Origin of the sequence: Thiomicrorhabdus sediminis (assembly GCF_005885815.1) — a bacterium.
In the GTDB taxonomy this organism is placed as follows: domain Bacteria; phylum Pseudomonadota; class Gammaproteobacteria; order Thiomicrospirales; family Thiomicrospiraceae; genus Thiomicrorhabdus; species Thiomicrorhabdus sediminis.
Genome location: NZ_CP040602.1, coordinates 98,890 through 111,512 on the forward strand (window position 1 = coordinate 98,890; position 12,623 = coordinate 111,512).

The following is a 12,623-nucleotide window of genomic DNA, read 5'->3' on the forward strand; positions in this document are numbered from 1 at the left end:
AAAATTGTAATGGCGTCGTGCTATTTTTGTTAAAACAATGTTATTGAAGAAGAAACCAAGCGCCGAAAAGTTTGGCTAGACTGACCTCATACCCTAAACGAGAGAGAGCTATGAAGATTGTTGCCTTTTCCGGTAGTTTACGTGCCAACTCAATTAATAGCGGATTATTGCGAAGTTTGCAGGCGATTGGCGCCTATAATGTGCAGATTGAGATTATCGATTACAGTGATGTGCCTCTATATAACCAAGACGTTAATGATGCAGGCATGCACGAGAGCGTTGAATTGATTGGCGATAAAATTTCGGCGGCAGATGCGGTGATTATTGCGGTACCGGAGTATAACTATTCGTTTCCGGGGGTGTTGAAGAACCTTCTGGACTGGTTGTCGCGTGTTGAATCCAAGCCTTTCGATAATAAGCCGTTGGCACTGCTTGGAGCGAGTCCTGCGATGAATGGTACGGTGCGCGCGCAGATGCATTTACGTCAGGTACTGGTGTATCTGAATGCGCGGATGTTGAATAAACCCGAATTGTCGATTAACCAGAGTAACCATAAATTTGATAGTCAGGGCAATCTGATCGATAAAGACAGTCTGCGTTATTTGGATCGTTTTTTACAGGCTTTGATTCAGTTTACCGACAATTAAGTTTTCGCCTGTTTGTTAAGGCTGTCTTGAACCAGTTCGATAAAGTTTTTTGCCGGTAGCGGTTTACTGCAAAAATAACCTTGATAGAACTCGCAATCCACCGACTTCAGGTAATTTAGTTGGTCTTGCTGCTCGATACCTTCGGCAACAATTTCGATATTGAGGTTGTGGGCCATGGTGATAATGGTCTGGATAAACACCGATCCTGTCCGGGATAGGTAATCGTCCATAAAACTTTTATCGATTTTCAGCACATTGATCGGGAAGCGTTTCAGGTAAGCCAGAGACGAATAACCGGTACCGAAGTCATCCAAAGAAGTGGTGACGCCTAAAGAACGAATCATTTTTAAAATGGATAAGTTATGGTTTGAGTCGTCCAGTAAAACCGATTCGGTGACTTCGATATCGAGTTTATTGGGTTCAAATTCGAAGTCCTTAAAAATCTGTTGTAAGCGCGTATAGAAATTTTCATGGGCAAATTGATGCGCCGAGACATTCACCGAAATGGGCAGATCAATGCCATACATCTTTTTCCAGAACAGCTGTTGCTGAATCGCTTCTTCAAGCACCCATTCGCCAAGTTGGACAATTAACCCGCTGTTTTCGGCCAAGGGAATAAACTGATTAGGCGGTATTAACCCTCGAGTTGGATGATGCCAGCGGATAAGACATTCACAACCGCTAATCTCTCCGGTTTCGACCTTAACCTTAGGTTGATAATACAGTTCGAACTCTTTGTTTTTGATGCCGCTGCGTAGATCTTGCTCCAAGGTGACATGCTGCAAAATCTTTTGGTTGAGCTCTTCGGTAAAATAGTGAACCTGGTTTTTCCCCCGCTCTTTGGCTTGATACATGGCAATATCGGCATGTTTCATCAAGGTCTGGGCGTTTTTGCCGTCCTTAGGATAAAACGCTACCCCGATACTGGCGGAGACCGATACGGTCTGATTGGAGATCGAATCAATCTCCTGCAGCTCTCTAAGAACCCGTTCGATAATATGGTTCAGTTCGAGGTGGTTGCGGTATTTATTAAGCACCATGACAAATTCATCGCCACCGAAACGGGCGATAATGTCATGACCTCTGAGTTCCGCCTGCATAATGCGCGATATTTCGATCAATAACTCGTCACCTGTATCATGGCCAAGTGTATCGTTGATATGCTTGAAGTTGTCCAAATCAATAAACAGATAGGCAAACTCTTCCTGGGTGCGTGATGACTCGCTGATAAGCCAGTTGAGTCTTTCCGTGAGCTGTTGGCGATTAGGCAAGCCGCTCAAATCATCGGTTCTAGCCGAGTTATAAAGAGCCTCAGCTTCTTCATTGAGGCGCTTGAAGGTTTGTTGCATCGAGTTGCGAATCGATTCCAGCTCGCGAATCTTGAATTGGTTTGGTACGTGATTGTGGTAATAGGCAAACTGACGCAGTTTTTCCAGTGGTGCGATCAGGCGCTTTTTAATCAATAAAAACAGCAGGACGGCAATAATCAAAGTCGGTAATAAAGAGTAATTGATATAACTATTGATAATCTCATCAAAACGTCTATCCAGCTCGTCGCCGTTTGGGCTAAGTATAATGCGCAGGTTGATCGGTTTAACGCCGTCATAAAACATCACATCAGCATGTATATCACGATAGACGCGGAGGTGTTCAGACTCTAATAAGACATCAATTTCATCCAATTGCTGATGACTGTGATTGAACATTTTAGGATCGGTGCTGAGAATGGTTTTATTGCCGTACTGGATGGAAATGTCATCGATAAGGTTGTTTTGCGCGGCTTTGCGTTGAATGCCGGCGCGCATCTCCTCAAGTTCGGCAAAGCTGCTGACGCCGCTGTAAATTTGGTAACCGATTTCATTCAAGGTGCGTTGAAAATCCGCAGCGATGATTTCAGACTTGGCCTTTTGTTCATGAAAGTAGAAAGCGGCAAAACTGGTGTAAAGCCCGCCTACAATCAGGAAAAACAGCAATGCGAAAAAACGATGGATGGTCAACACTAAGAATGCACCTTACATTATGTCTTGGTATGGAAAATCAATTTGTTGCATTCGGTTTTGTAGCTTTTCGCTAAATGGCGGGCTTAACCATTCAATATCCGCCAAGCTAGCCTTAAACTCTTTATAACTCGGATTTTCCAGATAATGTTTCACCAATTCGTAATAGACTTTCGGGTTTTCATGTAAGTCTTTTAATGCACGTTGCACGGCTTCTGCCAGTTTCTGGTAGGAATGTTGGTTTTTTTGCATTGAATCGCGTTTCACATAGAGGGCATCGAGAACCAGCAGTTCTGCAATGTCTTTGGTCGATGCAAGGATCTTGAAGCCAATGGTCTGCAATTCGAAATTGTAAGGAATATAGGTGACGGCAAGGGTCGGTCCTATATCAGTTTGTTGTTTGATATAAGAGACCAGTTTGGATTGGTCTTTATTGATGAAGTTGAAGGCGACATTTTCCAGGTGATGACGACGCACGAAATCTTGGAATAACGGCATATTGATAGAGTTTATTTCAAGTACCACATCAACGGCTTGATCAGACGATCGTAGGGTATCAATATCGATATTACCCATGACCATGTCACCGCCATTGGAGCGGTCGAACATGACGACCGGCACCATGTCGAATTGCTTGCTTTTTAGTTTATTGAACTCATATTGAGTACCGGTCATGCCATCGAAATCGCCGCTACTGAAAATCATCATCGATTCGCCCAGCGATACCACGGTCGAGAGTTCGATATTGGCTTCTTTCAACCAGCCTTTTTCCTGCGCATAAAACAAAGGGGTAAAACCAATCCAGGCATTTGACAAAACTTTGACCGGTGGCTTTTGTTCGCTGCAACCGACCAAGAACACCGCTACAAGCATCAGTACCAACTTCAACTTCATGTTTTGTCTCCATTAAATTTTTTATGCTATCCCTAGAGTTATAGTATCCAATTCTAAATATTTGTAAATCATAATTTGGCATGATAAGTCATTGATTACTAATTATTATGGCTGCAGTAAGTATAACGGCCTGTTTTATGGCTGAGGCGATTTTGCAGGCCGATAATGTTCCGTTTTACGCAGAACTCTTGCCGTTTTTGCTGAATCCTCTGCGCCCTAATCAACGCGAACCGAAAAAAGTCATTCTTACATGGCATAATAAGCGGATATTGATTGAGTTAATAACCCGAAAAAAGAAAATCTAAGGGTTGTTAGAGCGATTCAATAGAGCAACTTTTTTGAGAAATCAGTTAGGAAATGCCATGTCTACGCAAGCCGAATTCCAAACATTAAAGCAACACCTTCAGCAGGTCATTGTCGGTCAGGAAACCTTATTGGATAAGTTAATGATCGCGTTATTGACCGGTGGACACGTTTTATTGGAAGGGCCTCCTGGGTTGGCGAAAACCACTGCGGTTAAAACCTTGGCAACCGGTGTGCACGCCAGCTTTCAGCGTATTCAGTTTACCCCGGATTTAATGCCGGGCGATGTCATGGGTTCCGAAGTGTTGGATGTTAATTCCGGCGCATTGAATTTTGTCAAAGGGCCGATCTTCAATGAAATCGTCCTCGCCGATGAAATCAACCGTGCTCCACCTAAGGTGCAATCGGCTTTGCTTGAAGCCATGGCGGAAAAACAGGTAACTGCCGGTGGGCAAACACGAGCCTTGCCGGAAATGTTTTTGGTGATGGCGACACAGAATCCGTTGGAACAGAACGGAACCTACCCGTTACCGGAAGCGCAGTTAGACCGTTTTATGTTGCACATAGTGCTTAATTATCCAACCGAATCGGATGAGCTGGAGATTCTGCGCCGTGATCGCGCCGCACAGATGCAAACCAAACAAAAAGTGAAAACCGAGGCGTTTCTTACCCCTGAAAATGTCATGCATGCGCGTCAATCGGTAGTTCAGCAACATATTTCCGAAGCGGTCGAAAAATATATGGTGGGCTTGATTGCCGCCACTCGTCAGTTGGGTGAACTGGATAGCCAACTTGAAGGTGTTTTGGAAGTTGGAGCCTCGCCGCGCGCTTCAATCGCACTACTGCATGCCGCCAGTGCTTATTCTTGGTTGCAGGGCAGAGACTATGTCACACCGGATGATGTCATCGCCATGTTGCCCGATGTATTACGCCATCGTTTGATTGTCAGCTTTAGCGGTCGTGCCCAGGGCTGGAATGCCGATTCGATCATCAGCCGTTTAATTGATTTGGTCAGCGTTCCTTTAGACGCTTAAATTCAGGTTGATTGCATGGCTTTATCCAAGTCCTACCGTAATGACTCCTTTTTGCAGCTGTTGTTGAAAGCTGCCCAGAAAGCTTTCAATTCACTGCTTGCCTTGTCAAAAAATAGCACTATCCATTCGCCTTTGACCAAGCAGCCGGTTATGGATACTGCTGAAATTATCCGTCTCGCCGAGAGATTGGAACAGATTTCCGGCAAGGTTAGCGCCAATCTAAAACAGAGTGAAGCCATGCGTCAGGGGGAGCAGACCAGCCGTTTTATGGGAGCGGGACTCGAATATGAGGAAAGTCGTCTTTATCAACCGGGTGATGAGATTCGCCGTATCAACTGGCGCTTGATGGCGCGCACCGGTCAGGCCTATACCAAGTTGTTTCAAGAGGAGCGTCAAGAGAACTGGTTTATTTTGGTCGATCATCGCGCCACCATGCGTTTTGGCAGTCGTAAGCGTCTGAAGGCGACTCAAGCGGTCAGGGTAGCCGGTTATTATGCTTGGTTGGCGCAACAGCAAGGATTGCCGTTAAGCTGTGCTTTAATCGGCGAAGGGCTGCAAATCTCGCCGAGTTTTGAAGGGAAATCGAGCTATATGCATGTTATGCAGCACTTGAGCCAGCCTTGCCCGCCGCTGAGCGCACAGCAGAGCCGGCAGGAGCCGCGTTTTAACGATATTTTGATCCGCCTTAAACCGCGTTTAATGCCCGGTACCCGTTTACTGATTATCAGTGACTTCCATGATATCGACAATAAAACCAGTGAGATTCTTACCGCAATGCAGGATCAGGTGGCGATTAAGGCGGTTTGGATTCGTGATGCAGTGGAAAACCGCTTGCCGAATGTCGAAGGGTTGCAGTTGCAATCGATTGGCAATGCGCAGACTTATCAACTCAGCGGCCAACAAGCGCAGCAACAATATCAAGAGTGGTCAAAACAGCAACTGGACAAGAACTCTGCACTTTTGCAACAGGCTAATTGTAAGCTCTATTTATTGGCCGCAGATAGCGATTTGACCACGATTAATCAGGCGCTAAACCCGTTGATTTGGAATGCCGAGCAGCACACGGTAACTACGCAGGCATAGGTGGTAAAAATGGCCAATGAACAACAAATCAATGCAGAACTTGAACAAGCCAATAGTGCTTTTCAGATCTTTGATATCGAATTGCCTGCGGCACCGGGTGTGGATTGGTCGCAATGGTTAAGTGGATTGGTTTTGTTGATGGTTGTTGTTGCGCTGTTGTTGCTTTTAGGTTGGTTGTGGCGTCACTACCGGAGTCAGGGCAGCCACGCTTTGCTGGTGCTTTTACCTTGTTCTATACGCTTGTTTTATCTCAAAGCACTGCTGGCCGCTATCGCCAGAAAGGATGCTTCTGCGTTGCCCGCTCAACTGTATCGCTGGCATCGGCTTGTGCAGACCGCATTTGCCAGTTATGACGACAAGCAGTTAAGCAAGCATGTTACGCAATCTTATCAAAGTCTTGAGAAGACCTTGTTTGCCAAACGGCAGGTCGATGCTCAGGCTCTTTTGCGACAGGCACAGGAATTGATGGCTAGGATTAGTGTTTGGCAACTGTTCAAATCGGATTTTAAGCGCCTGCAACAGTCTCTTTTCAAGGCTTTAAAAGCCTTTTTGAGTTTACGCAGAATTGCCAAGAAAGCCGATATTGAAACCGATAGAGGAGTGCGCTAGTGGAGCAGTGGTTATTACAACAGATTGCTTTTTTTGCGCAGTTGCCGACCGATGCTGTTGTGCTATTTGAGCAGCCGCAGTGGTTTTGGTTGTTATTGCTTTGGCCGCTACTTTGGTGGCTCAGTCATTTTCGGAATGAGGACGATATATCCCAAGCACAACAAAGTCATACGCTATTGGTAAAACATCCGTTTATCGAGCGTTTTATCGGTCAACAAGGCGTGCGCAGCAAATCGGTTTGGCAGTGGCGTTTATTGGCGATGAATTTATTAAGAGGTTTGCTCCTGTTTTGTCTGCTGTTGGCTTTGGCCTCACCGGTGCAAAAGGTTGCCTCCGACAGTGAACCGCAAACCGAGACGGTGCGTGATATCGTTTTTGTTATTGAGAGTTCGGCGTCTTTTGTATTACCGGATTATCAATTGAATAACCAATCGGCAACACGTATGCAGGTGGTGAAATCGGTTTTGGATGATTTTATTGCTCAACTACCGGGCAACCGTTTCGGTTTTAGTATCTACGCCGAAAATGCCTACAGTTTATTGCCGTTGACGGCGGATCAGGACTTGGCGCGTTTGACACTGCAACGCCTACAGCCATATTTGGCCGGTCGTACCGATGAGGCGATGGGCGAAGCGCTGGGATTGGCATTAAGGGCCACCGAACAGGACGCCAATACCACCAGCCGTAAACGTATAGTGGTGTTGATTAGTGATGGTTTAACCGAGCAGAGTCGGGTGGAGTTGTCCGAAGTGATCAATTATGCCCAACTGTTGCAGGTTCCAATCTATACCATCGGTATCGGAGCCGGCAGCGATGAAGCCGATAAACGCGAGTTCACCGGTTTGCTTTACCAGCCATTGGAAGAGCAGTCTTTACAGGCGTTGGCTGAGCAGACCCATGGCAAATATTACCGTGTCGGCAGCAGTGAGCAAATCGGCGAAGTATTGGCTTTAATCAATCAGGCCGAAGGTGTACCGTTTGTTTTGCCGCCCAAGCCGGATCAGCGAATTGAACTGTATTTCTATCCGCTTGGCTTAATGTTGCTGCTATTTGCTTTTTATGCCGCACTGTTACTGCTTTGGAGCAAGCGTAGTGAGAAGACGGGAGCGCAATCATAATGGATTTATTGCAAGCGCTTATTGATGGACAACTGCAGTGGCGTCAAAGTTTATGGCTTTGGGCGTTAGCTTTGCCAGGATTATGGTGGCTGTTACAAAAACTATTACGCCAACATCAACAGGTGAGTTATGCCGATAAATCCCTTTGGCCTTGGGTCATGGCAGATAACAGTGCAGCGCCGCTTAAAGCGCAGACAAACACGTTTGGGCGAAATGTCATACGCTTGTTGTTTAACGGCGCGTCACCGTTGAAATTATTGACGATTGCTTGGTTGCTGCTGGTGATTGCCATGGCCGGGCCGCGCTTGCTTGATGAGCGTTACACTGAGCAAAGTCGCCAAGGTGTCGATATTCTGGTGAGCCTGGATGTGTCGCGTTCGATGCTGGCCGAAGATGTGCAGCCCAACCGTTTTTTAATGGCTAAGTCTCTGCTGCAGAGCTTATCGCAACAACTGCAAGCGGATGACCGTATTGGTTTGAGTATCTTCGCTGCCAAACCGCATCTGGTATTGCCGCCAACCTTCGATAAAAAGGTTTTCAACCATGCCACCGATCTGGTTTCGCCAGGGATGTTGCCAACAATGGGTAGTGATTTGCAGTTGGCTTTGATTCACGATATTCATCGTCTGCAACAGACATCATCCGCGGCGAAAGTCTTGTTGGTGTTTACCGATGGAGCGCCCTTATTCTGGAAACCTCAGCCGTTACCGGAAGCTTATGCCAAGCTTGCCGCGGCGCGCTCACAAGCCTTTGCCGATACCGGGGTGAAGGTGATCTATATCGGGGTTGGCTCTAAACAACCGGCATTGATTCCCGATGCCGAAGATAACAGCGGTTCCTTGCACGTCAACGGCTTATTGGTACAGACACGTTTGGAGCAGAAGCAGTTGATGAAACTGGCTGAAAAAGTTCAAGGCGATTATAGGCTGGCCAGCACCTCACCTCAGTTTATCCAAGCGCTGCTTGATGATATCAAGCAAGTGGCATCGAGCCAAACAACAACGACCTCACAGACTTATTGGCAAGATTACGGACATGGCTTCTTAATCGCCGCGGTGCTGTTTTTATTGGCGGCGTTTTACCTGCGCAGTTTATCGGCCGGGTTAATGCAGATCACCAAGCGTCTAGTAAAAGGCAAGACGACCGAAAGCGGCGCCAATAGTTTGCTGACAGTGTTGCTGTTAAGCGGTTTTGGTGCCACCGCGATAACCTACAGCGAACCGTCTTTTGCCGCGCCGGAAGAAGAGCAGGCCTTGTTAAACGAGGCTTATCAAGCATTTGAATCGCAAGCTTATGAGCAGTCGCAAAGTCTATATGATCGCGTTACCAACTTTGATGGCTGGTTTGGTGCCGGCGCGGCGGCTTATAAAAATGCCGATATGGAAGCCGCGGTGATTTATTTCCGTCAAGCGGCTTGGCAAGCACCCAACGATTCGTTGCGCGCCCAGGCGCTTTATAATTTGGGCAACAGTTATTATCAGGCCAATTTGCTCGAATTGGCGATTGAATCTTTTCAACAGGCACTGGTTTATCAATCACCTTATGTCAAGGCCAAGCATAATTTAGAGCTGGCTCAAAGACGTTATCAATTGGAAATTGCGGTAAAAAAACAGCAGCAGAGCGATGATGGCGAGGAGCAGGACGGCAGCGGCAAAAAAGACAATCAGGGCGCGTTTTATGGCGGGCAAAAACCGAGTAATGATTCCACTAATGATGGTTTGGGGGCGGATGACATTGATGGTGCAACTGGCGCTAAAGATTATGTGTTACCGCAAGCTCAAACCGTGACCGAACTGGGGTTAACCGCCAAGCGTAATCAATTGCAGCTAAATGCTAATGCCGCCAATAGCAGCAATGCGGTCTGGCAGGCGCAGCACAATCAACGCCGTGCGGAAAAATTGGAGGCGCAGTTACAGCAGCTTAAAGATGATCAGCAGGCTTTATTGATACGTTTATTCGAACGGGAAGAAGGTTTTGAAGCCACACAAGATAAAGCGCATCCAGTACCGGGGGTGCAGCCATGGTAATGAATGCAGTGAATTGGCTTAGAGTGTTTTGTGTAGGCGTGATGATGAGTCTGGGGTCTCAGGTCTGGGCGGTCAGCTATGAGCAGCAGCCATTGAGCAATCGCGCTTTTGCCGAGGAAAAACCAGTCCAAGGGATCCAAGTCAAACTGCGTCCGCGACAAGTGATGATGGGGCAACCGATTCAGTTGATTATCGAAGGCCAGAACTTGCATCAAGTGCTTAAAGGTGTCGATATCCCAAGCTATCGAAAGGATTTTGCCGTTGATGACCTTGAGCAGGACGAGAACCGTTTCAGGTTGACTTTTTACCCGCTAAAACCGGGTGAGTTTGTCTTGCAAAAACAGAAAAGCGGTGAGCTGACTCTGCCACAGGCAACCATTAAGGTATTGCCTAATCCCGAAGCCCAAGTGACTTGGCAAGCCCCGGCCTTAGAGATGTTATCAAAGCAGATGGTGAAATGGCAGGCGCAGATAGAGGTGGCTGATCCGGCTTATCAGGTCAGCTTGCATGCGCCGCATAAACTGGATGAGGCGATTGAATTGTTTTTACCCAAAACCGCAGCCTCGTTTTCGCAACTACGCCAGCTCACGGCCAGTTTTCAAATGCCGGAAATCGATCAAGCGGCAACTTTTAAACTGCGTTCTCCGGTGGTGCATATCAAAAACAGAGGTAATCGAGTTTGGAAGTTTTTCGATGCTCAGCAGATCATGACCTTGAAGCCCTTGCCGAGCTTTCTGCCGATGGGAGCATCGGTTGGCAAGATTGACTGGCAGGCGGAGTCTTTGCCTTGGTTTGTCGAGAGTCAAAAACTCTATTACTGGACATGGAGATTCCAAGCAGCGGATATGAGTGAGCAGGCGTTAAAAGCGACTGTGTATCGTTTGCTACAGCAATTGCAGGCTAAAGATGTCGCCTGGCTAAGTGAGTCTTTCAGTGCTCAGCAGACGGTTACGGATCAAGGTATGCGAGTGGAGATGCAAGTGCAGATTCCGTTCAGGGTCGAAACCAGTGGGCGGCATGTTTTGCAGACGTTGAGTTTGCGTTATTTCAATGCGGATAACGCCAAGGTGGAACAGCAAAATCTTGCCCCCCAGAGTTTGCTGGCTTTACCAAGCTGGTTAATTTGGTTAGCGCAGTGGTTATTGTTGCTATTGGCGTTACTCGGCTTTTTTATGCTGGTGTTTGTCGGCAAACAGGTTTGGTTGAATAGGCGCTTTAAGAAAGCGTTGAAACAGACCGATAAAGCGCAATCTTCCACCCTGCAGGCGCAACAGATCTGGCAGCAATTACAGAATTGGCAAGCATCCCAGCAAGCCTTAATGGATAAGTCATTTGAGCTAGGCCAGCCGCACAGTCAAGTGGCCGCCTTATGGCTGCAATGGTATCAACGGCTGGTGCAGCCTAGGGAGGCTGAAAATGAGGCTTTGCAGAGTTTACTAAGACTGATTAACGAGCAGTTGTTTGCTGATAAAAAAATCACTCAGGAGGCTTTCTCGAAGGCTTTGCATAGTTGGCTGAAGCATTTACCGCTGTTGCCGCGAAAAAATCTAATTAGCCGCTATTTCAAGGCTTATGCGCAGTGGCTAAACTGGCGCAGATAAACTCTTTGCCAGCGTATTTTTTCAGTCAAAACCTTTCATTAAATGACGGTATTTGCTTACACCAATATAGGCGGCATAAATTAAGCTGATAAAAATGATTGCGCTGCCGGCATAGAAAAGTCCGCTTGAGAAGAGGTTGTCGCGGAAAATAAATGGGATCATCAGGGCGCCGCCAATTATTAGACCAAGAGTGATGGTTTTTATTGCGGTGCGTAAAATCGCCCTGATTAGCAGTTGTTTGTGTTGAGCCGAGCCAAGTTCCATGCAAATTTCCTTAATAGCGATATTGAGCTGTCATCAATATCGCATAGTCATTGCGCTTCGCAAAGTTATTTTGGCAGATTTTGGTTTAACCACTGGCTAAAACTTTGCATATCCAATGCGCCCGACAGACGGGTGATTTCCTTGCCGGATTGGAAAATTGCCAGGGTTGGAATCGAACGAATGCCGAATTGTGCCGCCAGCTGCTGTTCATTTTCGGTATTGATTTTAACAAAGCGGGCGGCCGGTTCAAACTGCTGTGCGGCTTGGTTGAAAACCGGTGCAAAGCCTTGGCATGGGCCACACCAAGGTGCCCAGAAATCAACCACCAAGGGTTGGTCGGTTTTTTGTAAAGCGCGGTTGAACTGCTGTGCATTCATCTCTAGGGGGTTACCACTAAACAGCTCTTGTTTGCACTTACCGCATTTTGCGCCCGGCTTGGCATCGTTAAGACGGTTTAAACCGGCGCAATGGGGACACATTACAATCATAATTTTCCTAGCCTTCAACAATAAAGTTAATCATTTCGTTACTCACTGTTATAGGGGCGCGTAATGGATTTTCAAGGCTTATTTTAGCCAATCCGGTTTGGGGCTTTGTTCTCCGCCCGCGGCAAAACCTCGATCGATAAAACCATGCACCGTCAGGTCATGGCTGTGAATCAGTTCGATGATTTTCGGGTCTGCACTGGTCACTGTCGCTTCAACGCCGTTTTCGATTGCAATATATTGCATATCAATTAAATCCTTATATTCAAATAAGGCGGCAAATAGAGGATCCCATGAACGAATGGCGCGATTTGCCGCATAACGGTTTTCCATGCTGACAACATGTTCTTGAATGGTTTTGGCAATCTCGGCATCAGCGGAAACTGTCTGGCTTTTAATGCCGTTTTCTAGTTTTTCGGTAAAGCGCTGGATTTTGTCATGATGCTCGAGTAATTTGCCGAATAAAGCTTGGTCTTTTTTGTGTTGCTCGTCCGAACCATGGCCAAAGCGGTAGTTTTGGTGAGAAATTTCCATATCAGAATCCTCAAATAAAGGGCGTAT

The 12,623-nt window shown here is 46.8% G+C and carries 13 protein-coding genes; 8 read left to right on the forward strand and 5 right to left on the reverse strand.

The window, feature by feature from the left end:
• Window positions 1-110 precede the first annotated feature (110 nt).
• Window positions 111-647, forward strand: a complete 537-nt coding sequence (locus FE785_RS00415) for an NADPH-dependent FMN reductase (RefSeq protein WP_138563316.1) — start codon at window positions 111-113, stop codon at window positions 645-647.
• Here the strand turns inward: FE785_RS00415 and FE785_RS00420 are convergent.
• Window positions 644-2,647 (reverse strand): putative bifunctional diguanylate cyclase/phosphodiesterase, encoded by a 2,004-nt coding sequence (locus tag FE785_RS00420; RefSeq protein ID WP_138563318.1) that lies wholly within the window; start codon window positions 2,645-2,647, stop codon window positions 644-646. The genes FE785_RS00415 and FE785_RS00420 overlap by 4 nt on opposite strands.
• 12 nt (window positions 2,648-2,659) lie before the next feature.
• Window positions 2,660-3,538: an ABC transporter substrate-binding protein gene (locus FE785_RS00425; RefSeq protein WP_138563320.1), complete on the reverse strand. Its 879-nt coding sequence runs from the start codon at window positions 3,536-3,538 to the stop codon at window positions 2,660-2,662.
• Window positions 3,539-3,675: 137 nt separating this feature from the next.
• Between FE785_RS00425 and FE785_RS10790 the strand changes: the two genes are divergently transcribed.
• From FE785_RS10790 to FE785_RS00455, 7 genes are read left to right on the forward strand one after another with little or no spacing between them, the layout of a single operon-like run.
• A complete protein-coding gene (locus FE785_RS10790; RefSeq protein ID WP_168188880.1) occupies window positions 3,676-3,843 on the forward strand; it encodes a hypothetical protein in 168 nt (55 codons plus the stop codon).
• 57 nt (window positions 3,844-3,900) lie between these two features.
• The gene (locus tag FE785_RS00430) at window positions 3,901-4,875 is read left to right on the forward strand and encodes an AAA family ATPase (RefSeq protein WP_138563322.1); all 975 of its coding nucleotides are present in this window, start codon (window positions 3,901-3,903) and stop codon (window positions 4,873-4,875) included.
• Between the two features lie 15 nt (window positions 4,876-4,890).
• Complete coding sequence (locus FE785_RS00435; protein ID WP_138563324.1) at window positions 4,891-5,958, forward strand: DUF58 domain-containing protein; 1,068 nt, start codon at window positions 4,891-4,893, stop codon at window positions 5,956-5,958.
• 9 nt (window positions 5,959-5,967) lie between these two features.
• Window positions 5,968-6,567 (forward strand): hypothetical protein, encoded by a 600-nt coding sequence (locus FE785_RS00440; RefSeq protein ID WP_138563326.1) that lies wholly within the window; start codon window positions 5,968-5,970, stop codon window positions 6,565-6,567.
• A complete protein-coding gene (locus FE785_RS00445) occupies window positions 6,567-7,685 on the forward strand; it encodes a vWA domain-containing protein (protein WP_138563328.1) in 1,119 nt (372 codons plus the stop codon). Before FE785_RS00440 ends, FE785_RS00445 begins: the two co-directional genes overlap by 1 nt.
• Complete coding sequence (locus FE785_RS00450) at window positions 7,685-9,712, forward strand: VWA domain-containing protein (RefSeq protein WP_138563330.1); 2,028 nt, start codon at window positions 7,685-7,687, stop codon at window positions 9,710-9,712. Before FE785_RS00445 ends, FE785_RS00450 begins: the two co-directional genes overlap by 1 nt.
• Window positions 9,706-11,313: a hypothetical protein gene (locus tag FE785_RS00455; RefSeq protein ID WP_138563332.1), complete on the forward strand. Its 1,608-nt coding sequence runs from the start codon at window positions 9,706-9,708 to the stop codon at window positions 11,311-11,313. Before FE785_RS00450 ends, FE785_RS00455 begins: the two co-directional genes overlap by 7 nt.
• 21 nt (window positions 11,314-11,334) lie before the next feature.
• On the opposite strand, the gene FE785_RS00460 is transcribed toward FE785_RS00455, so the two are convergent.
• The 3 genes from FE785_RS00460 to FE785_RS00470 form a co-directional block, all read right to left on the reverse strand.
• Window positions 11,335-11,577, reverse strand: coding sequence for a hypothetical protein (locus FE785_RS00460; RefSeq protein ID WP_138563334.1), 243 nt, complete (start codon window positions 11,575-11,577; stop codon window positions 11,335-11,337).
• 65 nt (window positions 11,578-11,642) lie between these two features.
• Window positions 11,643-12,065 carry a thioredoxin TrxC gene (trxC, locus tag FE785_RS00465; RefSeq protein WP_138563336.1) on the reverse strand — a complete coding sequence of 141 codons (423 nt, stop codon included), beginning with the start codon at window positions 12,063-12,065 and terminating at the stop codon, window positions 11,643-11,645.
• A gap of 78 nt (window positions 12,066-12,143) precedes the next feature.
• Complete coding sequence (locus tag FE785_RS00470) at window positions 12,144-12,596, reverse strand: hypothetical protein (RefSeq protein ID WP_138563338.1); 453 nt, start codon at window positions 12,594-12,596, stop codon at window positions 12,144-12,146.
• Between the last annotated feature and the right edge of the window lie 27 nt (window positions 12,597-12,623).

Bases quoted from the DNA above. Each gene is read 5' to 3' on its own strand.
- FE785_RS00415 (WP_138563316.1), top strand. From the start codon at position 111: ATGAAGATTGTTGCCTTTTCCGGTAGTTTACGTGCCAACTCAATTAAT.
- FE785_RS00425 (WP_138563320.1), bottom strand. From the start codon at position 3,538: ATGAAGTTGAAGTTGGTACTGATGCTTGTAGCGGTGTTCTTGGTCGGT.
- FE785_RS10790 (WP_168188880.1), top strand. From the start codon at position 3,676: ATGGCTGAGGCGATTTTGCAGGCCGATAATGTTCCGTTTTACGCAGAA.
- FE785_RS00430 (WP_138563322.1), top strand. From the start codon at position 3,901: ATGTCTACGCAAGCCGAATTCCAAACATTAAAGCAACACCTTCAGCAG.
- FE785_RS00435 (WP_138563324.1), top strand. From the start codon at position 4,891: ATGGCTTTATCCAAGTCCTACCGTAATGACTCCTTTTTGCAGCTGTTG.
- FE785_RS00440 (WP_138563326.1), top strand. From the start codon at position 5,968: ATGGCCAATGAACAACAAATCAATGCAGAACTTGAACAAGCCAATAGT.
- FE785_RS00450 (WP_138563330.1), top strand. From the start codon at position 7,685: ATGGATTTATTGCAAGCGCTTATTGATGGACAACTGCAGTGGCGTCAA.
- FE785_RS00455 (WP_138563332.1), top strand. From the start codon at position 9,706: ATGGTAATGAATGCAGTGAATTGGCTTAGAGTGTTTTGTGTAGGCGTG.
- FE785_RS00460 (WP_138563334.1), bottom strand. From the start codon at position 11,577: ATGGAACTTGGCTCGGCTCAACACAAACAACTGCTAATCAGGGCGATT.
- trxC (WP_138563336.1), bottom strand. From the start codon at position 12,065: ATGATTGTAATGTGTCCCCATTGCGCCGGTTTAAACCGTCTTAACGAT.
- FE785_RS00470 (WP_138563338.1), bottom strand. From the start codon at position 12,596: ATGGAAATTTCTCACCAAAACTACCGCTTTGGCCATGGTTCGGACGAG.